Annotated in this window: 22 protein-coding genes; 4 read left to right on the top strand and 18 right to left on the bottom strand. The window is 72.3% G+C overall.

Annotated elements, in window-relative coordinates; genetic code table 11:
• Window positions 1-15 precede the first annotated feature (15 nt).
• The 13 genes from ABD208_RS13910 to ABD208_RS13850 all read right to left on the bottom strand — a co-directional run bounded on the left by ABD208_RS13910 (window position 16) and on the right by ABD208_RS13850 (window position 12,485).
• On the bottom strand, window positions 16-867 hold the full coding sequence (locus ABD208_RS13910; RefSeq protein WP_344103859.1) for a helix-turn-helix transcriptional regulator: 852 nt from the start codon (window positions 865-867) through the stop codon (window positions 16-18).
• 83 nt (window positions 868-950) lie between these two features.
• Window positions 951-1,628: an HAD family hydrolase gene (locus ABD208_RS13905; protein WP_344103857.1), complete on the bottom strand. Its 678-nt coding sequence runs from the start codon at window positions 1,626-1,628 to the stop codon at window positions 951-953.
• A 192-nt stretch (window positions 1,629-1,820) separates the two neighbouring features.
• Window positions 1,821-2,273 carry an ester cyclase gene (locus ABD208_RS13900; protein ID WP_344103854.1) on the bottom strand — a complete coding sequence of 151 codons (453 nt, stop codon included), beginning with the start codon at window positions 2,271-2,273 and terminating at the stop codon, window positions 1,821-1,823.
• A 38-nt stretch (window positions 2,274-2,311) separates the two neighbouring features.
• Complete coding sequence (locus ABD208_RS13895; protein ID WP_344103852.1) at window positions 2,312-4,606, bottom strand: xanthine dehydrogenase family protein molybdopterin-binding subunit; 2,295 nt, start codon at window positions 4,604-4,606, stop codon at window positions 2,312-2,314.
• On the bottom strand, window positions 4,603-5,172 hold the full coding sequence (locus ABD208_RS13890; RefSeq protein ID WP_344103849.1) for a (2Fe-2S)-binding protein: 570 nt from the start codon (window positions 5,170-5,172) through the stop codon (window positions 4,603-4,605). The genes ABD208_RS13895 and ABD208_RS13890 overlap by 4 nt, the downstream gene beginning before the upstream one ends.
• Complete coding sequence (locus tag ABD208_RS13885) at window positions 5,169-6,005, bottom strand: FAD binding domain-containing protein (protein ID WP_344103847.1); 837 nt, start codon at window positions 6,003-6,005, stop codon at window positions 5,169-5,171. The genes ABD208_RS13890 and ABD208_RS13885 overlap by 4 nt, the downstream gene beginning before the upstream one ends.
• Before the next feature lie 37 nt (window positions 6,006-6,042).
• Entirely contained in the window at window positions 6,043-7,491 is a 1,449-nt protein-coding gene (locus tag ABD208_RS13880; RefSeq protein ID WP_344103845.1) for an MFS transporter, read from the bottom strand.
• The gene (locus ABD208_RS13875) at window positions 7,488-8,405 is read right to left on the bottom strand and encodes a thioesterase II family protein (protein ID WP_344103843.1); all 918 of its coding nucleotides are present in this window, start codon (window positions 8,403-8,405) and stop codon (window positions 7,488-7,490) included. The genes ABD208_RS13880 and ABD208_RS13875 overlap by 4 nt, the downstream gene beginning before the upstream one ends.
• Window positions 8,402-9,115 carry an ATP/GTP-binding protein gene (locus tag ABD208_RS13870; protein WP_344103841.1) on the bottom strand — a complete coding sequence of 238 codons (714 nt, stop codon included), beginning with the start codon at window positions 9,113-9,115 and terminating at the stop codon, window positions 8,402-8,404. Before ABD208_RS13870 ends, ABD208_RS13875 begins: the two co-directional genes overlap by 4 nt.
• Before the next feature lie 22 nt (window positions 9,116-9,137).
• A complete protein-coding gene (locus ABD208_RS13865) occupies window positions 9,138-10,118 on the bottom strand; it encodes an AvrD family protein (RefSeq protein ID WP_344103839.1) in 981 nt (326 codons plus the stop codon).
• The gene (locus tag ABD208_RS13860; RefSeq protein ID WP_344103837.1) at window positions 10,115-10,390 is read right to left on the bottom strand and encodes an acyl carrier protein; all 276 of its coding nucleotides are present in this window, start codon (window positions 10,388-10,390) and stop codon (window positions 10,115-10,117) included. Before ABD208_RS13860 ends, ABD208_RS13865 begins: the two co-directional genes overlap by 4 nt.
• Window positions 10,387-11,118, bottom strand: coding sequence for an SDR family NAD(P)-dependent oxidoreductase (locus tag ABD208_RS13855; protein ID WP_344103835.1), 732 nt, complete (start codon window positions 11,116-11,118; stop codon window positions 10,387-10,389). The genes ABD208_RS13860 and ABD208_RS13855 overlap by 4 nt, the downstream gene beginning before the upstream one ends.
• Window positions 11,115-12,485: an ANL family adenylate-forming protein gene (locus tag ABD208_RS13850; protein WP_344103833.1), complete on the bottom strand. Its 1,371-nt coding sequence runs from the start codon at window positions 12,483-12,485 to the stop codon at window positions 11,115-11,117. Before ABD208_RS13850 ends, ABD208_RS13855 begins: the two co-directional genes overlap by 4 nt.
• Window positions 12,486-12,626: 141 nt before the next feature.
• Between ABD208_RS13850 and ABD208_RS13845 the strand changes: the two genes are divergently transcribed.
• Genes ABD208_RS13845 through ABD208_RS13830 form a run of 4 tightly spaced genes read left to right on the top strand, consistent with a single transcriptional unit; the run spans window position 12,627 to window position 15,982 of the window.
• Window positions 12,627-13,787, top strand: coding sequence for an XdhC family protein (locus tag ABD208_RS13845; protein WP_344103831.1), 1,161 nt, complete (start codon window positions 12,627-12,629; stop codon window positions 13,785-13,787).
• A gap of 23 nt (window positions 13,788-13,810) precedes the next feature.
• A complete protein-coding gene (locus ABD208_RS13840) occupies window positions 13,811-14,404 on the top strand; it encodes a nucleotidyltransferase family protein (protein WP_344103829.1) in 594 nt (197 codons plus the stop codon).
• A 31-nt stretch (window positions 14,405-14,435) separates the two neighbouring features.
• On the top strand, window positions 14,436-15,167 hold the full coding sequence (gene recO / locus ABD208_RS13835; RefSeq protein WP_344103827.1) for a DNA repair protein RecO: 732 nt from the start codon (window positions 14,436-14,438) through the stop codon (window positions 15,165-15,167).
• The gene (locus ABD208_RS13830) at window positions 15,164-15,982 is read left to right on the top strand and encodes an isoprenyl transferase (protein WP_344103825.1); all 819 of its coding nucleotides are present in this window, start codon (window positions 15,164-15,166) and stop codon (window positions 15,980-15,982) included. Before recO ends, ABD208_RS13830 begins: the two co-directional genes overlap by 4 nt.
• A gap of 49 nt (window positions 15,983-16,031) precedes the next feature.
• Here the strand turns inward: ABD208_RS13830 and ABD208_RS13825 are convergent, their stop codons facing one another.
• The 5 genes from ABD208_RS13825 to ABD208_RS13805 all read right to left on the bottom strand — a co-directional run bounded on the left by ABD208_RS13825 (window position 16,032) and on the right by ABD208_RS13805 (window position 21,647).
• Window positions 16,032-17,063, bottom strand: a complete 1,032-nt coding sequence (locus ABD208_RS13825) for an iron-siderophore ABC transporter substrate-binding protein (protein ID WP_344103823.1) — start codon at window positions 17,061-17,063, stop codon at window positions 16,032-16,034.
• A gap of 108 nt (window positions 17,064-17,171) precedes the next feature.
• Entirely contained in the window at window positions 17,172-17,987 is an 816-nt protein-coding gene (locus ABD208_RS13820; RefSeq protein WP_344103821.1) for an ABC transporter ATP-binding protein, read from the bottom strand.
• On the bottom strand, window positions 17,984-19,042 hold the full coding sequence (locus ABD208_RS13815) for a FecCD family ABC transporter permease (protein WP_344103819.1): 1,059 nt from the start codon (window positions 19,040-19,042) through the stop codon (window positions 17,984-17,986). Before ABD208_RS13815 ends, ABD208_RS13820 begins: the two co-directional genes overlap by 4 nt.
• Window position 19,043: 1 nt before the next feature.
• Window positions 19,044-20,096: a FecCD family ABC transporter permease gene (locus ABD208_RS13810; RefSeq protein WP_344103817.1), complete on the bottom strand. Its 1,053-nt coding sequence runs from the start codon at window positions 20,094-20,096 to the stop codon at window positions 19,044-19,046.
• 144 nt (window positions 20,097-20,240) lie between these two features.
• Window positions 20,241-21,647, bottom strand: coding sequence for a glycine--tRNA ligase (locus tag ABD208_RS13805; RefSeq protein WP_344103815.1), 1,407 nt, complete (start codon window positions 21,645-21,647; stop codon window positions 20,241-20,243).
• Window positions 21,648-21,772: the final 125 nt, after the last annotated feature.

Raw genomic sequence — 21,772 nt, 5'->3', positions numbered from 1 at the left:
CCTCGGGTCACCGGATCAGGGCATCGGTATCCAGTTGGCGTCGAAGGCCAGTGAGGTCGCCGGCGTCGTCCTGTCGTCCGTCGGATCGGTCGAGGGCGTGAGCAGGACGAGGCCGAAGCCGCCGACGAAGGTGAAGTCCAGGGTCGTCTGGTAGTAGCGGCGGTGCCCGGACTCCCCGGCACGCATGTCGAGGGCCGCGCAGGTCCGGTCCGCCACGTCGCGCGAGTCCCACATCCCGGTGAACTCCGGGCTCGCCTCCCGGAGCTCCCGGGTCAGCTCGCGGATGTCCGGGTCGTGCAGGTACCCGGCGGCGTGGGCCTGAAAGCGGGACACCGCGTGCCCGGCCTCGCGCCGCCAGTCGACGAAGCGGCTCTGGACCCTCGGGTTCGTGAAGAGGAGGCGAAGGTAGTTGCCGCTCGCGAGTTCCGGGCCGAACAAGCTCAGCGCGGCGCTGTTCGCGCAGAGGACGTTCCAGTAGCGGTCGACGATGTAGGCGGCGTTGGGCTGGTATCCGTTCACGACCTGGTTGAGCAGGTTCATGTCGTAGTGGGGCAGTTCGGACGGGGTTTCGGACAGGCCGGCAAGTCGCAGCAGGTAGCGGTGCTGCACGGCGTCGAGCTGCAGCGCATGGGAGATGGATTCGAGCACTTCACGGGAGACGTTCTTGGCGCGGCCCTGCTCGATCCACTGGTACCAGGAGGCGCCGACCCCTGCCAGCATGGCCACCTCTTCTCGACGGAGGCCGGGGCGTCGCCGTCGGGTCGTGGGGAGACCGACGGCCGTGGGTTGAATCTCGGCGCGGCGAGCAGCCAGAAAGCGACCGAGTTCAATGGCTGCGGAATCTGCCGGAGTTATCCGCTTCGTCATATCCTGAGCCTATGTGCCGCGGCGCGAACATACAATAGGGCGCCCGGGTGTGAGCAGCCTCACTTATCGAATAGGGTGAAAATTCATGTCTCGGATGCCGGCTGCGGCCCGGGCAGGCGGCGCCACCCTCGTCCCCGGGCGATCCGTGTGAGCGTCGAGTCGTTGCCGACCACGACGGCCTTGCCCACCGTGGTGAGCATCGGGACGTCGGAGACGTGGTCGCCGTACGCGGTGCAGTTCGAGGGATCCGCTCGGTGGCTGGTCGCCGCGAGCCGGACCGCCGTTGCCTTGTACTCGCCGATCATCGGCGGCGCGGCGAGCCGCCCCGTGTAGTTCCCGTTCCTGATCTCCGGGGACGTGCACCAGACGTCGTCCACGCCGAGGTTGCGCGCGATCGGTGCCAGGGCCGCCGGGAACGCGCTGGACACCAGGACGGTTCTGGCGCCGGAGGCGCGGTGCGCGCGCAGCTCGGCCAGCACCGGGGCATGGAACAAGGACCCCTGGCGGGACTCGGTCTGGAACCAGTCGTTCCCGAGCCGGAACACCTCCGCGCCCGGCGAGTCGGCCAGGCTGCAGAAATAGGCGCGGATCAGGTCGGCGCGGGGCTTCCCCTGCTCCTTCAGGGCGTCAAAGCGTCGTCGCGCGGCCCGGTACAGGTCCGTGCGGTTGTGCGCCTTGGTGAGATAGAACTCCAGGAACGACCACATCGTTGATCGTGCGGTCAGGGTTCCATCGACATCGAAGAAGGCCACGTTTGTCATCTGGGCCTACCTCTCTCGTGGTTCATTTCGTCGTGACCAGATGAATGTGCGCCGCGCAATTCCACCGCCGATTTCCGGCGGGTGCGCGGACGCATTCGGGGCTCCTCCGAAAGGCGTTGCCGGCAGGAGCCTCCCGGAAGGATCGAGCGGCCGCGCGGGAGGTCGTCACGACCTGCCCGCGCGACCTCGGGTTCACGGCCGGTCGACGTCAGGGACCTCGAGCGTGGGGTGGCCGAGCTGTCGCATGAGGTCGGCGATGTCGAACCAGGCCTCACGCTCGACGATGAGGTCGCCGTCGAACCGGTCGATCCCGACCGCCCCGAAATCGGCCCGGCGACCACTCGCCGGAAGGCCGCGGAACGGTCCGAGCTGCGTGCCGACGCAGCGGACCCGCGAGACCACGACGTCGCCCTCGGCGACCTGGTGGACCACGTGGTCCTCCATGTCGGGGAACGCGGTGCGGAACGCCCGCACCCAGGTGCGCACGCCCTCCGGGCCGCGCAGCCCGAACTGGGGCCAGACGAAGTCCGGCGCGAAGATCTCGTCCGCCAGCTCGAGCCGGTTGTTGGTGATGATCTCCTCGAAGAGCAGCGACGCGCGCTGCTTGCGGCGGGTCAGGAGGTCGGTTGCCGGAGTGACGGTCATGGTGCTCTCCTTCGATGGGTGGGACGTGGTCGGCCGGGTCAGCGGCCCTGCAGGGCCGCGAGGACGGTGGATTGCGAGAGCGGGAGACGGCGCAGCGGCCCGGCCAGGCCCAGGGCGTCACGGACGGCGTTCATCACCGCCGCGCCGACGCCGGCGATCCCGGCCTCCCCGACGCCGCGGACTCCCAGGGGGTTTCCTGGCGCGGGAACGTCCTCGAAGAGGTGCACGTCGATGTCCGGGACGTCGCGCGCGTGGGGCGCCCGGTAGTCCCGCTGGGTGCGGACGAGGGGAACTCCCGCGTCGTCGTACGGCAGGTCCTCGAGGAGCGTGCCGCCGATCCCCTGCGCGACGCCGCCCGTGACCTGGCCGCGGGCCATGCCCTCGTGCATGATGCGGCCGATCTCGTACGTCACCGCGTACCGCGTGACCCGGACGATCCCGGTCCCCGGGTCGACGGACACCTCGGCGAAGTGCGTCCCCGGGGGATACGTCATGGTCGGTGCGCTGAAGGTGGAGCGGGCGACGAGGCCGGGCTCGTCGCCCGGCCGCAGGAAGCCCGGCGCCGAGGCCGTGCGAGCCAGGAGCGCGAGGTCGAGCCGGCGTCGCGCACCGTCGCGTTCGACGACGGCGTGATCGGCGACGACGACGTCGTCGGGCGCCCTGTCCAGGATCCTTCCCGCGGTCCACGCCAGCCGGTCGCGCAGGAGCTGCGCCGCCTGATGGACGGCGGCGCCGGCCACGACCGTGGTGCGGCTGGCGAACGTGCCGCCCCCGTCGTGCAGCGTGTCGGTGTCCGACAGGACGACGCGCACGTCGTCCGGCCGGATGCCGAGGACCTCGGCGGCGGCGACGGCGAGCGCCGTCTCCGCCCCCTGGCCCACCGAGACGGCGCCGACCGCCACCCGGACGCCTCCGCTGCTGTCCACCGAGACGACGGCGTTCTCGAGGCCGAGCCCGGCCTTCTCGAGGATCGCGGCCATCCCCACGCCGACCAGCTCACCCCGCGCACGCGCGGCCGCGGCGCGGTCCTGCCAGGCGTCCCAGCCGACCGTGGTGAGGGACTTCTCGAAGTGCGCGAGGTGGTCGCCGCCGTCCAGCAGCATCGGGGCACCGAAGATCTTCATCGGGCGGCCCGGCTCCGTCTCCCGGGCGGTCGGCAGGTTCCGCCTGCGGATCTCGGCCACGTCCAGGCCCAGCCGGGCGGCCGCCAGGTCCATCAGGTGCTCCCGGGCGGCGTTGTTCTGGAACCGGCCGGGCGCGCGGTACGTGCCGACGCCCATCTTGTTCGTGACCACGAGGTGCACCCGGCTCCGGAACGCCGGCACCCGGTACGGCCCGGCGAACATGCCCGCCGTGAGCGCGGCGACGACGGCGCCGTGCGTCCGGATGTAGGCGCCGGTGTCGAGCCAGGCCTCGTCGTCGAGCGCGAGGAGGCGCCCGTCGTCGTCGAACCCGGCACGGACCCGGTGCTGCTGCTCCCGGGCGTGGTTCGCCGCGATCAGGTGTTCCTCGCGGTCCTCCACCCAGCGGACCGTGCGGCGCAGGTGCCAGGCGGCCCACACGACGAGGAGGTCCTCGGCGTACAGCTCGCCCCGGATGCCGAAGCTGCCGCCGACGTCGGACTCACGCAGGTGCAGCGTGTCGTCCGGGACGCCGAGGAATCGGGCCATCACGTTGCGGTTCCAGAACGGCACCTTCGACGCACCCCACACGAGGAGTCGCTCGGGATCGGTGTCGTAGGCGACGGTCAGACCCCGGTTCTCCAGCGGCGCCGCCGTATGGCGCCCGCAGTCCAGATCGAGCTCGACGACGACGGGCGCCTCGGCGAGCGCGGCCTCGACGTCCCCGTACCCGGTGTCGATCGTGCCGACGCGGGCGGGCGCCGCGCCGAGCGACTCCACCGTGGTGCCGTCCGCGCGCCGGGCGTCGAGCACGGGAGGCCGCTCCGCGATCTCGGTGCGGACCCGCAGGGCGGCGTCCTCGGCCCGGTAGGGATCGTCGGCGACGACGAAGGCCACCGGCTCGCCGACGTACCGGACCCATTCCCGTGCCAGCGGTGCCTGCAGGTACGGGGTGAAGTCGATGCCCGGACTGGGCTGGCGGGCCGGGATGACCACGTCGCCAGGCAGGTCAGCGGCCGTGAACACGCCGTGGACACCTGGCATCGCGGCGGCGTCGGCGGTGTCGACGCGCACGAGCCGCCCGTGGGCGACCTGCGAACGCACCACCCGCAGGTAGGTCGTGCCGGCGCGCCGCACGGACTCGTGGAACCGGCCCCGGCCGACGGCGAGCCGCCGGTCCTCGAGCCTGCTGACGACCGGTTCCGCCGTCATGCGGTGCCGCCCTCGTTGCGCCACAGGCCGTGCCCGCGGGCGATGTCGCGGAACGCGGCGATGATCTGCCCGTAGCCCGTGCACCGGCAGAGGTTGTCCGACACGATGTCCAGCAGGTCGTCGTCGGAGACGCTTCGCCCCGACTCGATCATCTCGGCGGCCAGCACCATGAATCCCGGGGTGCAGAACCCGCACTGGATCGCGTGATGCCGGCTGAAGGCCTCGGACAGGCCGGTGCCCAGCGGCCCGGCCAGGATCGACTCGGCCGTCCGGACGGTGCGCCCGTCCGCCTCGTGGCCCAGCGTCAGGCAGGCACGGACCGGCTTGTCGTCGAGCAGCACGGTGCAGGTGCCGCACACGCCGTCCGAGCAGCTGGTGGCCGCGGTCGTCACGTCGAAGTCGTCCCGGAGGACGTCGACGAGCAGTCTCCGCGGCTCACGGCGCAACGGCCGGCCGACGCCGTTCACCGTGGGTGCGTAGGCGACGGTCGCCGGTCCCGTCCCGTCGGACGCCGGGCGCGGTGGTGCCGGCGCCGGGGAGTGTGTCCCTGTCGTGTCGGTGCTCAAGCCGCCTCCTCCTCGAGGTCGTTCCTGGCTCGTCGTAGCACGGTGTGCACGACCGTCCGCCAGAGTTCCGTCTCGTCCTCCGGTCCCGCCGGCCGTGCCGTCCGCGCCGGCGCGGAGGCGCCGGCGACGGCGCTCCGGGCCAGCTCGCCGAGGGCCTCGTCCGCGGGCGGCACGTTCTCGTGGCGGACGACGACGGGAGCGAGGCCCGAGAGCCACGCCGTGACCGTCCCGTCGTCCTCGCGTCGTACCCCGCAGGCGACGCGGCAGCTCCGGCCCGAGGCTCGTACGGTCGCCTCCGCCCAGCCGACCTTCCGGCCGGCGGGTACCTCGAGGGCCGTCACGACGTACCTCTCGGCGGCGAACCGCACGGCGTCCCGGACGTCGCCGCGCGCCGTGCGCCCGTCGGGCGTCCGCGCCTCGACCGTGGTGCCGTACGCCCCGAGCAGGGCGGGCCAGGTCGCGCCCCGGAACCCGGCGGCGAGATTTCCGACGACGGTGCCGCGCACCCGGATCGGGCGCGGCGCGACCGTGCGTGCCACCCGGGGGACGGCCGCGAGGGCCGGGGGCAGGTCTCCCTCGCCGATCCCGGCCAGTTGCTCGTGGGTCGTCAGCGCGCCGATCCGGAGGACGTCACCGGACAGGGCCAGCTCGTCGAGCTCGCGGATCCCCTTGATGTCGATCACCGTGCCGACGGTTCGGTGGCCCGCGTTGAGGTCGGCGACGAGCGACTGCCCGCCGGCGAGCAGCGCCGCATCGGCACCCGGGGCGTTCCAGGCCTCCAGAGCCTCGTCGAGGGTGCGCGGACGGAGCAGGTGGAACGGTCGGGGTCTCATCGGTGGCCTCCTTCCGGCGCGCTCACGGACGCCGTCGTCATCGGGGGGCTCTCGCGGCGTTCCGCGAGCCCAGGAGCAGGGCCAGCCAGATCCCGACGATCACCAGGGCCAGGTCGCACCACACGGCGACGCCGAACGCCGAGGCGAAGCCGGCGGTGCCCTCGGCGGTCCCGAGCAGGGTGAAGAAGATCCCGCCGACGACGGCGATCCCGAGGGCGCTCGAGAACTGCTGCGCGGTGGTCAGGACGCCGGAGGCGGCACCGGCGTCGGCGGGCCGGATCCGGGCGAGCACCTGTCCGATCACGGCGGGTACGGCCAGGCCGTTGCCGAAGCCGACCGCGATCATCGGGCCGACCAGCGCGACCGCCGTGAGCTCGTCGCCCAGCACGAGGAGCAGGACCTGGGTCCCGGCCAGTGCCACGGCGACCAGGGCCGTTCCCGCGACGATCGCCTTCGTGCCGTACCGCTGCACGTACGGTCGCCCGCCGACCGAGGCGACGGCGAACGCGACCCCGAGCGGCCCGAACGTGAGGCCCGCCGTGAGGGGCGTCAGGCCGAGGCCGTTCTGCAGCACCAGGGTGAGGCAGAAGACGAAGCTGAAGAAGGCGCCGAACAGGACGATCGAGAGCACGAGACCCAGGTTGAACGCACGCTCCCGGAACAGGCCCAGCGCGAGGATCGGCCGGTCCCCGCGGGCGATGACCCGCCGTTCCCAGGCGACGGCACCCGCGAGCACCGGAACCGCCAGGACGAGCAGCACCCAGGTCCACCAGGGCCATCCCGAGCTCTGACCGACGACGAGGGGGAACAGGACGAGCGACAGGCCCAGCACGATGGAGCCGAGACCACCCAGGTCGAGTCGGGTGCGGGCCGTGTCACCCGCCGGCGGGAGGCTGCGCAGGGCGAGCACGAGCGTGACGGCCGCGATCGGCACGTTGATCAGGAAGATGGTGCGCCAGCCGAGGTTCGCCAGGTCGTACTGCAGCAGGACCCCGCCGAGCACCTGACCGGCGACGGCTCCGACGCCCATGACCATGCCGTAGCGGGACAGCGCGTGCGGGCGCTCCGCGGCCGGGAAGGCCGCGGTGATGAGCGCGAGGACCTGAGGAACCAGGATCGCGGCGGTGGCGCCCTGGAGCAGCCGGAACGCGACGAGCCACGCGGCGCTCGGGGCGATCCCGCACAGCAGGGAGGCGATGCCGAAGGCGAGCATCCCGGCGCGGAACATCCGGCCGTGTCCGAACAGGTCTCCGAGCCGCCCGCCGACGAGCAGCCCGGCGGCGTAGGTGAAGGCGTAGCCGCCCACGATCAGCTGGAGCTGGACCTCGTCCGCTCCCAGGGCGTCCTCCAGGACCGGGAGCGCCACGTTGACGACGTACAGGTCGAACTGCGCCATGAACATCGCCACGAGGATGACCGGCAGCATCAGCTTTCGCCGCGAGAATCCTGCCTCGGCAGGTGGTGTGGTGGTCGACGGGGTGGTCATGATCCTCCTTGTGGTGCCGGCCGCGCGAGGAGACGGCGTCGTTCGAGCGAGCGGGAATCGGAGGGACCAGATCTGTGACCGGTCTGCGCGGCGGTAGGCCGACCGAACCCCGTGGCATCCACCTTTCCCTGGCCGGAAGCCGGTGCCCAGCCTCCATCGGGACCATTGCCGTCGGCAGTGGTGGTGGCACCACCAGGTAACGGGTCGCCCGCGACCTCGGAGGACAGGACCTGGCGGACGACCGGGAGGGCACGGGCACCGGTGGGGCCGATGAAGAAGTGATCCCCGGCGAACCGGTGGAAGGTCACCGGCCCGCGCGAGACGAGCGCCCAGCCGCCGATGCGGTCCGGGCGGGTGAGCGGATCGCCGTCGCTCCACAGGACGTGGACCGGGCAGTCGAGGACCGGCGGGGTGCGCACGGGGTCGTGGGACAGCGACAGGTCGTGCGCGAGCCCGGCGAGGAGGGGCCTGGCGAGGTGCGGGCGCGCGGTGAGGTCCGGGGGTATGCCGCCCCAGGAGGCGGCGTTCGCCAGGAGCTCGTCGAGCGACCCGATGCCGACCGGGGACACCGGCCCGTCGCCGGGCGGGCGGCGCCCGGAGACGAACACCGCCCGCGGGGGAGTGGTGCCCGTCCGGTGGGACGCCTCCGCGGCGGCCCGGTGAGCCACCATCGCACCCATGCTGTGCCCGAACACCGCCCAGGGCTCGCCGGGGCGGACCTGCCGGCGAACCGCGTCCAGGACGTCGTCCACGAGCTGCTCCGGCGAGGCGGCCACGGGCTCCCGGTGCCGGCGGCCGCGGCCCGGGAAGTCGAGCGGGACGACCTCGGTGCCGGGCGCGAGCGGGGCGCGCCACGACCCGTAGAGGGTCGTGGCGTCCCCGCCCGCGTACGGCAGGCAGAAGAGCACCGTCACCGAGAGGTTCCCGCCAGCGCGCGCTCGTGCTCGAGCCGCGTGTCGATCGCCGCGTAGTCCTCGCGCATCCGCGTGATCGCCTCGTCGGTGGACATCACCGGCGTGAAGGAGAAGCGCTCCGAGATCTGCACGAGCCGCTCCTCGAGCGACCCCCGGTACTCGTGGAGGGGGATCCCGAGTTCCTGCACCGTGCTCAGCAGCATGTCGTCGCAGTACCTGCGGAACGCCTCGTTCATCGGCCGGTGACCGTCGTCGGCGATCGGCCGGTCGTTGACCAGGTGCACGACGGCGTCGTAGGTGTCCGCGACGTGCTGGCGGAACGCCTGGCCGAGCTGCCCGGTCACCTGCTCGAAGAACAGCATGTCGCCGCTGAGCTCCTCGCGGGGCACCGCGGTGTTCCGGCCGCTGTTCGGGTCCATGCCGAACTGGACGCGCGCAGCGGCGTAGATCCACTCCTGCAGGGACGTCCCGTCGGAGATGAAGGTGTCGCCCAGCCGGGCCTCGGCCGCCACGCGTCCCGAGTGGCGGCGGACCGCGAGCTGGACGTACTCGGCGGGGGTGACGTCCGCGAGCCGCTTTCCCGGCACGGCCTCGGGCATGATCTCCCGGATGGCACGGGCGACGGTGCGCGGGACGCCGGTGTAGTAGGACAGCGCGATGACCGTGGAGGTCTTTCCGGACGAGTACGTGCCGGAGATCGCCAGTTTCATGATTTCTCCTTGGTGGGTGGGGTTATCGGCCGGCGAGGACCGGGGCGCCGGCCGGCAGGTTGTGGGCGAACACGCTGCGCTGGCGCACGGGGCCGGCGGTCGACTCGAAGGTGAGGTTGCGCCAGGTGGTGTCGCCGAGCTCGAGCAGCTCGGACGAGGTGATGCCGACCCTCACGTCGTGCGACGCCCGGTCCCCGGGAACCCGTGTGAGCGTGGTCTGCTGCATCCAGAGGGTGTTCGACTCGGCCCGGCTGAGCCCGTCGAGCTCGTAGAGCATGACCTGGAAGACCTGGAGCGAGCTGACGAACGCGTCCACGAGGGTCACCCGGTCGGGCCGCCCGCCGAGGCCGTGCACGAGCGTGCCGGGCAGTTCGTCCGTCGTCAGCCTCGCGGTCGCCGTGAGCGAGGACAGGTCCGCGACGACGTCGTCGATCGACTGACGGCTGGCGCGGTAGCCCTCGCCCCAGAAGCGGGTCCGCGGATCCCCGAGCACCTCGGGGACCGGGCGGGTGCCCGCGTCGGCCCGGGGACGCGCGATCCGGTGGCTCGTGTGACAGCGCAGCCGCATCCGGCCGACGGTCACGTCGACCATCGAGGTGGCTCGTCCGGTTCCGTCCTCGGTGGTGCGCCTGAGGCCGGCGCTCACCGGGACGGCCGCCAGGACCTCGTCCGGTTCCGTGCCGGCCTGGATCACGACCTTCGTCAGGTCGATCCCGGCACGATCCGCCCCCGTGAACCCGAACTTCTGGGTCAGCAGGGCGTCGGCGAGCTGGGCCGCGACGAGCAGGCCGTCGATCGTGGACAGGTGGGGCCGGAGATCGACGCCGGTCTTCTTGCGCGACCAGTCCTGCGGGTACCTCACCGACAACGTGCCGGCGGCATGGTCGGTACCGGTGCGAACGTCGTCCAGGTCGATCTCGGAACGGCGGTAGCCGGCGCCGAAGAACCGCTGGGCGGCAGGGCCGAGGTAGTCGTCGATCGACGACAGCCGCAGGGTGGTCACGAGCCCACCTCGGCCGGCTGCTTGCGCGCCTCGGTGTAGACGGTCACGAGCTCGCCGATCGTGTGCACGTCCACGATGGACGTGTCGCCGGTGAACGGGTCCAGCCCGGTCTCGGTCTCCAGCATGATCACGAGCCGGGCGATCATGAGGGAGTTGAGACCGAGGTCCGCGAACGAGGCGTCCGTCGGCAGGGCCTCGTCGGGGTCGTGCATGTCGCCGAGCAGCTCGGCGACGGCGTCGTTGACGATCGTGGTGACCTCTGGGGTGTTCATGATGTCAGTCCTCCGTCGACTGTGATGGTCTGGCCGGTGATGAAGGCCGATTCCTGGGAGATGAGGAAGGCCGCGACGCGGACGATCTCGTCAACCGTCCCGAGCCTGCCGAGCGGGGTGCGCCGCTTGATCCTGTCGCGGTTCTGGTCGGTGACCTGTGACGTCATCGCCGTCTCGAAGTAGCCGGGGACCAGGGAGTTGACCCGGATGCCCGCGGGGCCCAGCTCTCGGGCGAGCGAGCGGGTGAGGCCGTCCAGCCCGGCCTTGGCGGCCGAGTAGGGCGCCACCCCGCGAAAGCCGCGCAGGGCGTTGATCGACGAGATGTTGAGGATCACGCCGCTCCCGCGCCCGGCCATCCGGCGGGCGCACGCCTGGGCGAGACGCGTGGGCCCGATGAGGTTCGCGGCGAAGAGCTCGTCGATCCGCTGCTCGGAGGTCGTGAGGAAGAGCTCCTGGTGCAGGACGCCGGCGTTGTTGACGAGAACGTCGATCGGGCCGGTCCGTTCCTCCAGCAGCGCGACCGTCCTGCGCATGTCGTCGGCGACCACGTCGGCACGCACCCAGGAGAAGGTGTCGGGCCGGCGGTCCAGGGCCTTGTCCAGCTCCTCGGTGCGCGAGCGGCTGAACGCGGCGACGGACCAGCCGTTGTCGAGCAGGTGCTCGGCGACGGCGAGGCCGAGTCCGCGGCTCGCGCCGCTGACGAGCGCGACGGGCCGTGCAGCGCTCATGCGCGCACCTTCTTGAAGCGCTCGGAGTGGTGCGCTCCCTGGGTGATGCTGATCTTGGCGGGCACCTTGTAGGGCTCCAGCCGGTTGCGGCAGTGGGCGTCGATGCGCCGGCGCAGGGTTCTGAGGTCCTCGTCGTCCGCCAGGTGCAGGGCCGCCTGGACCACCTGGCCCGTCACCGGGTTGGGCAGCCCGGAGACCGTGACGTCGATAACGTTGTCGAGTTCGAGCAGCACCGACTCGACCTCGTTGGGGTAGACCTTCTCGCCGCCGACGTTGATGATCTCGGACCTGCGGCCGAGGATCTGCAGGTACTCGCCGTCGACCCGTACCGAGTCCTGGGTGTTGAAGTACCCGTCCTCGTCGAACGGGGCTTCGGCGTTGAGGTATCCGAGCATCGCCATCTCGGACCTGATCCACAGCACGTCGTCCACGATCTTGTAGTCGAAGCCCTCGCCGCCGAGCTTCACCCAGAGGCTGTCGTCGCTCTTCGACCGGGTCGCCAGGATCCCGAGCTCGGACAGCCCGTAAGTCTGCTTGAGCCGGACCTCCGGAAGCGCCCGGGAGAGCCGCTCCAGGGTCTGCTGCGGCATCGGTTCGGTCCCGTACGTGATGTGCGTCAGCGACGACAGGTCGTAGTTCTCGATCGCGCCGCTGATGAGCAGCATCGTCAGGAACGTCGGCGTGGTGGGCAGCACGTTCACCCGGTGTCGCTGGACCGTGGCGAGCACCTCGTCCGGCGTGCGGTCCGGGACGGTCACGACCGTCCCGCCGTGACCGAGGGTGTGCAGCAGGGTGTTGATGCCACCGATGTGGTCGAGGTTGAGGAACGACAGGATCCGCTGCGCCGGGCGGTTGCCCTGGTACCGCTCCACGATCCGGTTCAGGTCGAGCACGGACGCCTTGCTGCGCCCGGTCGTCCCGGAACTGAAGAGGACGAGTCCCGGCAGCGCCTTGTCGCGCAGCTGGTCGTACAGGGGGTGCGACGCCGTGACGCCGGTGCGTGAGACGGTAGGGTCGGAGGTGAGGTCGTCCGGGATCCGTACGATCCACTCGACCTCACCGACCTCGAGGAATTCGGTGCGCTTCGCCTCGGGCAGGCGCGTCATCGGGACGCAGATCGCGTGCAGCTCGGCCAGCGCGAGCAGCGCCGCGGCGGCCTGGGCGGAGTGCGGCGCCTCGACGGCGACGACCGCCCCCGACCCGATGCCGGCGTCACGGAGCGCGTCCCCGATCCGCGAGATGTCTCCGAGGAGCGTCAGGTACGTCGTGCTTCCTGTCTCGTCGATGATGGCGTCCTGGGAAGGCCATACCGTAAGTCGCTGGAGGTACGTGTCGATCATGTGGGTCAGCTCCTTGTTCGGTTCCAACGGGATCGATCCTGACCCTCGTCGTCGGGGTTGCCCAGCCACCGTCGGAACCAGTGCCGTGGGCACTGGTGGCAGCACTACCAGCACAAACGCATCCGGCCGGCCTCTGCCGTGGGTAGGTTTGCGCCGGAGGTGATCGCCGTGCGCGACGTGATGGACGAGCTGCTCGGATGGTGGCGCGCAGGAAGGTCCGTGGGGATGGGAACCGTCGTGGGCACCTTCCGTTCCGCGCCTCGCCCGCCCGGCGCGGTGATGCTCGTCGGCCCGGGTGACGACGGCACGTCGCGTGCTGTCGGATCGGTCTCCGGCGGCTGCGTCGAGGGCGCCGTGTTCGACCTGGCGCACGAGGTGGCGGTCTCCGGCGGGCCCGTGCTGCGGCGCTACGGCATCTCCGACGACGACGCGTTCGCCGTCGGCCTCACCTGCGGCGGCATCCTGGACGTGTTCACCGAACGCGTCGACAGGGAGTCCTTCCCGGAGCTCGGGCAGATCGCCGACGACGTCGCCGCGGGGCGTCCGGTCGCCGTCGCCACGCTCGTCGAGCACCCGGTCGCGTCGCTCGTTGGCCGGCGGATGGTCCTGCGTCCGGGCGGGGCGGCGTCGTCCCCGACGTCGGCAGGCCCCGCCGTCCTCGCCTCGGCGCGGATGGACGACGCCGTGCGCGACGACGCCCTCGGCCTGCTCGCCGGCGGGCTCAGCGAGACGATCACCTACGGCCCCGACGGCGAACGACGGGGTGCGGGCGCCCGCGTGTTCGTCGCCTCGTTCGCACCGCGCCCGCGCCTGCTCGTGTTCGGTGCCATCGACTTCGCCGCCGCCACCGCACGCATGGGCTCGTTCCTCGGGTACCACGTCACCGTCTGCGACGCACGTCCCCTCTTCGCCACCGCCACGCGGTTCCCCGGCGCCGACGAGGTCGTCACCGACTGGCCCCACCGCTACCTGCGCGCGGAGGCCGAGGCGGGGCGCGTCGACGGGCGCACCGTGATCTGCGTCCTGACCCACGACCCGAAGTTCGACGTCCCCGTCCTGGAGATCGCCCTCGGCCTGGACGCCGCGTACGTCGGGGCGATGGGCTCCCGCCGCACCCACGACGACCGCCTCGCGCGGCTGCGCGAGGCCGGGGTGCCCGACGACGCCCTCGCCCGCCTGCACAGCCCCATCGGCCTGGACCTCGGCGCCCGGACCCCGGAGGAGACCGCGGTCAGCATCGCCGCGGAGATCGTCTCCACGCGCTGGGGCGGCTCGGGAAGATCGCTGACCGCCAGGTCGGGTCCGATCCACGCGGGCGTCGGGAGCTGACCACGTTCCGGGCGGCAGGGATCGTGCTCGCCGCGGGCGCCGGGTCCCGGTTCGGGAGGCCGAAGGCGCTCGCGGCCTCGGCCGACGGCGTGCCCTGGGTGCGGCGGGCGTGCTCCCTGCTGCGCGACGCCGGGTGCGAGCGGGTGGTCGTCACCCTCGGCTCCCGCGCGGACGAGGCCGCCGGCCTCGTCCCCGGAGGGGCGGACGTCGTCGTCGTCCCGGACTGGAGGGACGGGATGTCGGCCTCGTTGCGCGCGGGCCTCGGGACCCTGGCGCAGGGTGACGCCGACGTCGCGGTGATCACGCTCGTCGACCTGCCCGGGCTGCGCGCCGACGCGATCGGCCGGCTTCTGGAGGCTCCGTCCTTCCCGCCGTCGCCGCCGGGCCCGGCGCGCGCGATGCTGCGCCGGGCGGCCTACGGGGGGCGGCCCGGCCACCCCGTGGTGATCGGGCGCGATCACTGGACGGCGGTCGGGGCGTCGGTGACCGGGGATCGCGGCGCCGCGAGGTACCTGGAGGCGCACGGCGCCGCCGTCGTCGACTGCACGGACCTCGGCGGCGGCGACGACGTCGACGCCGGGCCCGGTGCGCGGAGCGGTGATCCCGCCGGACGGTGACCGTGTCGGACAGGAGTGCGATGATGTGGCCGTGCCCCTGTACCGAGACGATGCGATCGTGCTGCGTACCCAGAAGCTGGGCGAGGCCGACCGGATCGTGACCTTCCTGACGCGCGAGCGCGGGAAGGTGCGCGCCGTCGGGCGCGGGGTACGGCGCACGTCGTCCCGGTTCGGGGCGCGGCTGGAGCCGTTCATGTCCGTGGACGTGCAGTTCCACACCGGCCGCACCCTCGACACCGTCACGCAGGCCGAGACCATCGGCGCCTACGCCCGCCCCATCTGCGAGGACTACGAGCTCTACACCGCCGGGACCGCCATGCTGGAGGCAGCCGACCGGCTCGTCAGCCACGAGGACGAGCCCGCCGTGCAGCAGTACTGGCTGCTCGCGGGCGCCCTGCGGGCGCTCGCGGAACGCCACCACGTCGCGGGGCTCGTGCTGGACTCCTACCTGCTGCGGGCACTGGCGGTGGCGGGCTGGGCGCTGTCGGCGCTCGACTGCGCGCGCTGCGGCGAGCCGGGCCCGCACACGGCGTTCAACGTGTCGCACGGCGGGGCGGTCTGCACCCGCTGCCGCCCGCCCGGCTCGCCGTCGCCGGCACCGGAGACGTTCGTGCTGCTCGCGGCGCTGCTGGCGGGGGACTGGACGACGGCGGACGCGTCCACGGCGCGGCACCGGAACGAGGCGAGCGGCCTGGTGGCCGCGTACAGCCAGTACTACCTGGAGAGGACCCTGAGATCGTTGAGGATGGTCGAGCGCTCATGACCGACGTGCACGCAGCCGCGGGCTCCCCGTCGCGGAACGGCCGGTACCTGGCCCCGTACCCGCACCCGTCGGGGGCGACGGCGCCGGAGATCCCCCGGAAGTTCCTGCCCCGGCACGTCGCCGTCGTCATGGACGGCAACGGGCGCTGGGCGAACGCGCGCGGCCTGCCGCGCACCGAGGGGCACCGGGCCGGGGAGGCCGCGCTGCTCGACGTCGTCGCCGGGGCCGTGGAGATCGGCGTCGAGCACATCTCGGCGTACGCGTTCTCGACCGAGAACTGGAAGCGGTCGCCCGAGGAGGTGGCCTTCCTCATGAACTTCACCGAGGACGTGATGCGCCGCCAGCTCGAGACGATGGCCTCGTGGGGCGTGCGGATCCGCTGGTCCGGGCGCCGCCCGAAGCTGTGGCAGAAGGTCATCAAGGTCCTCGAGCAGTGCGAGGAGTCCACGAGGAACAACACGGGCACAACGCTGACGATGTGCGTGAACTACGGCGGCCGCGCCGAGCTGGCCGACGCCGCCGCGGACATGGCCCGCGACGTGAAGGCCGGGCGCCTGAACCCGGAGCGCATCTCCGAGAAGACGATCCAGAAGTACCTGTACCTGCCGGACGTCCCCGACGTCGACCTGTTCCTGCGGTCCGGCGGCGAGCAGCGGTCCAGCAACTTCATGCTCTGGCAGGCCGCCTACGCCGAGATGATCTTCTTCCCGGAGCCCTGGCCGGACGTGGACCGGACGCACCTGTGGCGGGCGGTGGAGGAGTACGCCCGCCGCGACCGCCGCTACGGCGGCGCGATCGACGCGGTCGCGACATAGCGAAGGGCGAGGGCGAGGTCGGTGACCTCGCCCTCGCCCCGTTCCTGGGTCAGCCCAGGATCTTGCCGAGTTCCTCGGCGAGGGCCGGGACGCCCTCGGGCCAGTCGTAGGACAGGGCCGTGGGCGGGGAGACCGAGGAGACCGGGACCTGGCCGACGACCTGCGCGACCATTCCGGCCTTCACGGCCGGGAGGGCCCGCAGCTGCTTGGAGTCCGGCAGCTTCTCGGCCTCCTCCTCGGTGTACGTGTAGGCGACGACGACGTCGGACTCGAGCTTGTCCAGCTCCTCGTACGAGAGGGTGTAGAAGAAGTCCTTGCCCTGGGTCGGGTCGAGCTCGTCGACGGCCGGGGCGGTGGTGAAGCCGAGCTTCTCCAGGAATCCGGCGCGGGCGTCGGAGGAGTTGTAGACGTAGACCAGGCCCTCGGACGGGGCGTCCACGATCGCGGCGACCGTCTTGCCCTCGAACTCGGGGTGCTCGGCCTTGATGCCGGCCAGGTACTCGTCGACGTCGGCGAGGACCTGGTCACCCTGGTCCGCCAGGCCCAGGGCCTCGGACGTGATCTCGATGGTCTCGTCCCACTCGGTGGTCCACGGGTCGCCGGTGTAGGCGACGACCGGGGCGATCTCGGAGAGCAGGTCGTACTGCTCCTGCGTGACGCCCGAGTAGGGCGCGAGGATCAGGTCCGGCGCGGCCTCCGCGAACTGCTCGTAGGGGACCTCCTCGCCGCCGCTGGCGTCGTCGAGGACGACCGGCAGTTCCTCGCCCGCCTCCTCGTAGGCCTGCTCGACCCACGGCAGCAGGTTGTCCTCGCCGACGGTCCAGACCTGCTCGGCGACGGCGACCGGGAACACGCCCACGGAGATCGCGGCCTCGGTGGAACCCCAGCCCCAGGTGGCGACGCGCTCGGGCGCCCGGTCGATCGTGGTCTCGCCGAAGGCGTGCTCGATCGTGACGGGGAACTGCCCGGCCGCGGCAGCGGAGGCGGTCTCGTCCGCCGCCGGGGCGGCCTCGCCCGCGGCACACGCGGACAGGGACAGGGCGGCAGCGGCGACGACGGCCGCAACGGAAGTGCTCTTCATGAGGCGAGCCTAACCTTCGTTCATCCGAATTAGGTCACGGGAGTGTTGCGAATTGCTGCGTGCCGCATCACAGTGCGGCCGCTCGGCCGGGCCCGCGCCAGGGTTCCGTCAGCGCGGTACGGCGTGCCGCCGTCCCCGCGGCACCACCAGCGGCGTGCCGGACACCGGGTCCGGCACGATCTCGGCGTCCAGGTCGAACGCCTCGCGCACGACCTCGCTCGTCAGCACCTCGCCCGGGTCGCCCTGGGCGACCACGGTCCCGGAGCTCATCACCACGAGGTTGTCCGCGTACCGGGCCGCCAGGTTCAGCTCGTGCAGCACCATCGCGACAGTGGTGCCCCGCTCCTTGTTGAGCTCCGCGAGCAGGTCGAGCAGGTCGAGCTGGTGCCGCACGTCGAGGAACGTCGTCGGCTCGTCCAGCAGCACGATGTCGGTCTGCTGGGCGAGCACCATCGCGATCCACACGCGCTGCCGCTGCCCGCCGGACAGCTCCTCGAGGGGGCGGTCGGCGAGATCCTCGGTGCCGGTCGCGGCCAGCGCGGCGGTCACGACGGCGTCGTCGTCCGACGAATGGTGTCCGAACCAGCCCTGGTGCGGGTACCGGCCGCGCGCGACGAGCTCGGCGACCCGGACGCCGTCGGGCGCGATCGAGGACTGCGGCAGCACGCCGACGACGCGCGCGAGCTCCTTGCGCGGCATCGCGGACACGTCGCGGTCGCCGAGCAGCACGCGCCCGCCGGACAGGGGGTGCAGGCGCGCGAGGCCGCGCAGCAGCGTCGACTTGCCGCAGGCGTTCGGGCCGACGATCGCGGTGACGCGGCCCTGCGGCAGCGTCAGGTCGAGACCGTCGATGACGGTGCGGCCGTCGTAGCCGAGGACGACGCCGTCGGCGCGCAGGGTCAGGTCCGCCGGGGAGGTGTTCACCCGAGGTTCCTCCTCTCGTTCGTGGCGAGCAGCCACAGCAGGTACGGGGCGCCGACCAGGCCGGTCACGATCCCGACGGGGGCGCCGACGCCGAACAGCTCGTGCTGCCCGGCGAGGTCGGCGGCGAGGGTGAGCACGGCGCCCGCGGCGGCGCTGGCGGCCAGGGCCGGCGTGCCGTCGTCGAGCAGACGACGGGCGATCGCGGGGGAGACCAGGGCGACGAACGCGATCGGCCCGGCCATGGAGGTGGCGAGCGCGACGAGGCCGACCGCGGTGAGCAGGGAGCCGACCCGGACGGCGTCGACGTGCACGCCGAGCGCGCGGGCGTTGTCGTCGCCCAGCGCCAGCGGGCCCTGGGACCGGGAGAGCAGCGCCGCGACCAGGGCGAGCGTGAGCACCCCGGCCAGGAGCAGGCCGATCTCCCCGTCGCGGACGTCGGCCACCGAGCCGACGGTCCACATCAGGGCCGACGCCGCCTCGCGGTCGTCGGCGCGGGCGAGCAGCCAGGACAGGAACGAGCCGCACAGGTAGGAGAAGCCGACGCCGACGAGCACGAACCGGATCGAGTGCAGGCCGCGGCGCCAGGCGAAGAACCAGATCGCCAGCGCCACGAGCGTGGCACCGCCGAACGCGGACGCGGCGACCGCGAAGCCCGACAGCCCGAACGCGAGCAGCGCGGTGACCGCGCCGAGGCTCGCGCCGGCGCCGATGCCGAGGATGTCCGGGGAGGCGAGCGGGTTGCGCAGCGTGCCCTGGAACAGCGCCCCGGCCAGGCCGAACGCGGCCCCGACCAGGATCGCGGCCTGGACCCGGGGGAGCCGGAGGCGCTGCACGACGAACAGGTCGCCGCGGTCGCCGATGCCGAAGGCGGCGCCGAACGCGCGCAGTGGGGTGAGGTCGGAGTCGCCGAGCATCAGGCCCGCCGTGGCCAGGGCGGCCAGCGCGACCAGCGCGACGCCCAGCACGAGGGTGAGCCGACGACGCCGGGCGAACCGCAGCGAGCGGACCGCGGTCCCGGGCGGGAGAGCGGTGGTGAGGGGTGCGGTGGTGGTCATCTCACACCCCCGCCACGCTGCGGCCGCGGGCGACCGCGACGAGGACGGGCGCGCCGACGAGGGCGGCGACGACGCCGGCCTCCAGCTCGCTGCCCGGCAGCACGAGCCGCCCGGCGACGTCGGCGCCGAGCAGCATCACGGGGCCGAGGATCACCGCGACGGCCACGATCCAGCGGTAGTCGGTGCCGACCAGGCGCCGGGCCGCGTGCGGCACGGCCAGGCCGACCAGGGCGATCGGCCCGGCGAGCGCGGTCGCGGTGCCCGACAGCAGCACGATGGCGAGCCCGGACAGCACCCGGGTGGTGCCGACGCGCTGGCCGAGCGCGGCGGCGACGTCGTCGCCGAGCGCGAGCATGTTGAGGCGGTTCGCCATCACGACGCTCAGCACCAGGCCGACCACGACGAACGGCCAGAGCTGGGCGAGCGCGGCCGAGCGGACCCCGGCCAGGGACCCCACGGCCCAGAACCGGTACAGGTTGAAGGCCTCCTGGTCCTGCATGAGGACGAGGGTGACCAGCGGCGTGAGCAGCGCGGTCACCGTGGCGCCGACGAGCGCCAGCCGCACGGGGCGGCCCGCGCCGATGGAGAAGACGAGCAGGGCGGCCGCGGCGGAGCCGGCGAACGCGAACCAGATGTAGCCGAGGGGCGAACCGACGCCGAGCAGCAGGGCCGAGCACACGATCGCGAGGCTGGCGCCCGCGTTGAGGCCCAGGAGCCCCGGGTCCGCGATCGGGTTGCGGGTCACCCCCTGGACCAGGGTCCCCGCCAGGGCGAGGGCGGCGCCGGCGGTGATGCCGACGATCGTGCGGGGCAGGCGTTGTTCGAGCACGACGCGGGTGTCCTGGTCGTCCGGCAACGGGGCGCGCGTGGCCCAGGTGACGAGGGTGTCCCACACGTCCGCGGGGTGGATGTCGCGGACACCCAGCGCGAGGCTCGCCAGGATGGTCGCGCCGAGGGCCGCGGCCAGGCCGAGCAGGACGAGGGTCCTGCGCCGAGCCCTGTCAGGGGTGCGGGTCACCTCACCGGCCGCAGCCGGACTGGGTGAGGTAAGCATTGCCTAAGTCTGACACATGGGGTGCGGTGGTTGGACCGCGGGTCCGCGCAGTGCGGCCGGGCGGGTGGCTCCGGGAACGACGCAGCCGAGGCAGCAGGTCCGGTCTGGACCTCGCTGCCTCGGCCGATGGCGCCGGGTCCCTCGTCAGACGCCCGGGAGGTGGCCCGCCAGGTAGGTGACGAGCTGGTCGATCGAGACGCGCTCCTGGGCCATGGAGTCGCGGTGGCGGATCGTGACCGCCTGGTCCTCGAGGGTGTCGAAGTCGACGGTGACCGCGAGCGGCGTGCCGATCTCGTCCTGGCGGCGGTACCGCTTGCCGATGGCCTGGGTCACGTCGTAGTCGATGTTCCAGTACTTGCGCAGCTCGGCGGCGATCTTCTCCGACGTGGGCAGCAGCTCCGCGGACTTCGACAGCGGCAGCACCGCGACCTTGACCGGCGCGAGGCGCGGGTCGAGGCGCAGCACCGTGCGCTTGTCCACGCCGCCCTTCGTGTTCGGCGCCTCGTCCTCGTCGTAGGCCTCCACCAGGAAGGCCATCAGCGAGCGGGTCAGGCCCGCGGCCGGCTCGATGACGTACGGGAAGTACTTCTCGTTGGTGGCCGGGTCGCGGTACTGCAGGTCCTTGCCCGAGTGCTCCGAGTGCGTCTTGAGGTCGAAGTCGGTGCGGTTCGCGATGCCCTCGAGCTCGCCCCACTCGCCGCCGGTGAAGCCGAAGCGGTACTCGATGTCCACGGTGCGCGTCGAGTAGTGGGACAGCTTGTCCTTCGGGTGCTCGTAGTGGCGCAGGTTCTCCCGCGCGATGCCGAGGTCCGTGTACCAGTCCGTGCGGTAGTCGATCCAGTACTGGTGCCAGCGCTCGTCCTCGCCCGGCGTGACGAAGAACTCCATCTCCATCTGCTCGAACTCGCGGGTGCGGAAGATGAAGTTGCCCGGCGTGATCTCGTTGCGGAACGACTTGCCGATCTGGCCGATGCCGAACGGGGGCTTCATCCGGGCCGTCTGCGCCACGTTGGCGAAGTTCACGAAGATGCCCTGCGCGGTCTCGGGGCGCAGGTAGTGCAGGCCGGACTCGTCCTCGACCGGGCCGAGGTACGTGCGCAGCATCATGTTGAAGTCGCGCGGCTCGGTCCACTCGCCGCGGTTGCCGCAGTTCGGGCAGGCGATCTCCGCCAGGCCACCCTCGGGGGCGCGGCCCTTCTTCTCCTCGAACTCCTCGAGCATGTGGTCCTCGCGGAACCGCTTGTGGCAGCTCAGGCACTCCGTCAGCGGGTCGTTGAAGGCGCCCACGTGGCCGGACGCGACCCACACCGGGCTCGGGAGGATGACCGCGGAGTCCAGGCCGACGACGTCGTCCCGGCTCTGCACCATCGAGCGCCACCACTGCCGCTTGATGTTCTCCTTGAGCTCCACCCCGAGCGGGCCGTAGTCCCACGCGGACCGCGTACCGCCGTAGATCTCGCCCGACTGGAAGACGAAACCTCGCTTCTTGGCGAGCGAGACGACGGCGTCGAGCTTGGCGGTCTGCGCGGAGCGCGATGGCTTGTCGGACACGGGGTATCTCTCCAGATGGATGGGCTTGCCGAGTGGGTCCCGGCAAACGGCGTGATGTCGTGCTCCAGCCTACCCGCCGAGGGCCCGGGGGCCCGGGAGTCATCCACAACGGGGCCGGAGTTTGA

This window comes from Myceligenerans crystallogenes, assembly GCF_039529775.1.
Taxonomy (GTDB): domain Bacteria; phylum Actinomycetota; class Actinomycetes; order Actinomycetales; family Cellulomonadaceae; genus Myceligenerans; species Myceligenerans crystallogenes.
Note: the sequence above shows the minus strand (reverse complement) of the source record. Positions and strands in the feature narration are given on the sequence as shown.

What these genes read in the sequence shown, in the direction of transcription:
- ABD208_RS13880 (WP_344103845.1), bottom strand. Translation starts at nt 7,491, where the DNA reads ATGACCACCCCGTCGACCACCACACCACCTGCCGAGGCAGGATTCTCG.
- ABD208_RS13825 (WP_344103823.1), bottom strand. Translation starts at nt 17,063, where the DNA reads ATGAAGAGCACTTCCGTTGCGGCCGTCGTCGCCGCTGCCGCCCTGTCC.
- ABD208_RS13905 (WP_344103857.1), bottom strand. Translation starts at nt 1,628, where the DNA reads ATGACAAACGTGGCCTTCTTCGATGTCGATGGAACCCTGACCGCACGA.
- ABD208_RS13830 (WP_344103825.1), top strand. Translation starts at nt 15,164, where the DNA reads ATGACCGACGTGCACGCAGCCGCGGGCTCCCCGTCGCGGAACGGCCGG.
- ABD208_RS13855 (WP_344103835.1), bottom strand. Translation starts at nt 11,118, where the DNA reads ATGAGCGCTGCACGGCCCGTCGCGCTCGTCAGCGGCGCGAGCCGCGGA.
- ABD208_RS13815 (WP_344103819.1), bottom strand. Translation starts at nt 19,042, where the DNA reads ATGACCACCACCGCACCCCTCACCACCGCTCTCCCGCCCGGGACCGCG.
- ABD208_RS13885 (WP_344103847.1), bottom strand. Translation starts at nt 6,005, where the DNA reads ATGAGACCCCGACCGTTCCACCTGCTCCGTCCGCGCACCCTCGACGAG.
- ABD208_RS13810 (WP_344103817.1), bottom strand. Translation starts at nt 20,096, where the DNA reads ATGCTTACCTCACCCAGTCCGGCTGCGGCCGGTGAGGTGACCCGCACC.
- ABD208_RS13860 (WP_344103837.1), bottom strand. Translation starts at nt 10,390, where the DNA reads ATGAACACCCCAGAGGTCACCACGATCGTCAACGACGCCGTCGCCGAG.
- ABD208_RS13870 (WP_344103841.1), bottom strand. Translation starts at nt 9,115, where the DNA reads ATGAAACTGGCGATCTCCGGCACGTACTCGTCCGGAAAGACCTCCACG.
- ABD208_RS13910 (WP_344103859.1), bottom strand. Translation starts at nt 867, where the DNA reads ATGACGAAGCGGATAACTCCGGCAGATTCCGCAGCCATTGAACTCGGT.
- ABD208_RS13895 (WP_344103852.1), bottom strand. Translation starts at nt 4,606, where the DNA reads ATGACGGCGGAACCGGTCGTCAGCAGGCTCGAGGACCGGCGGCTCGCC.
- ABD208_RS13900 (WP_344103854.1), bottom strand. Translation starts at nt 2,273, where the DNA reads ATGACCGTCACTCCGGCAACCGACCTCCTGACCCGCCGCAAGCAGCGC.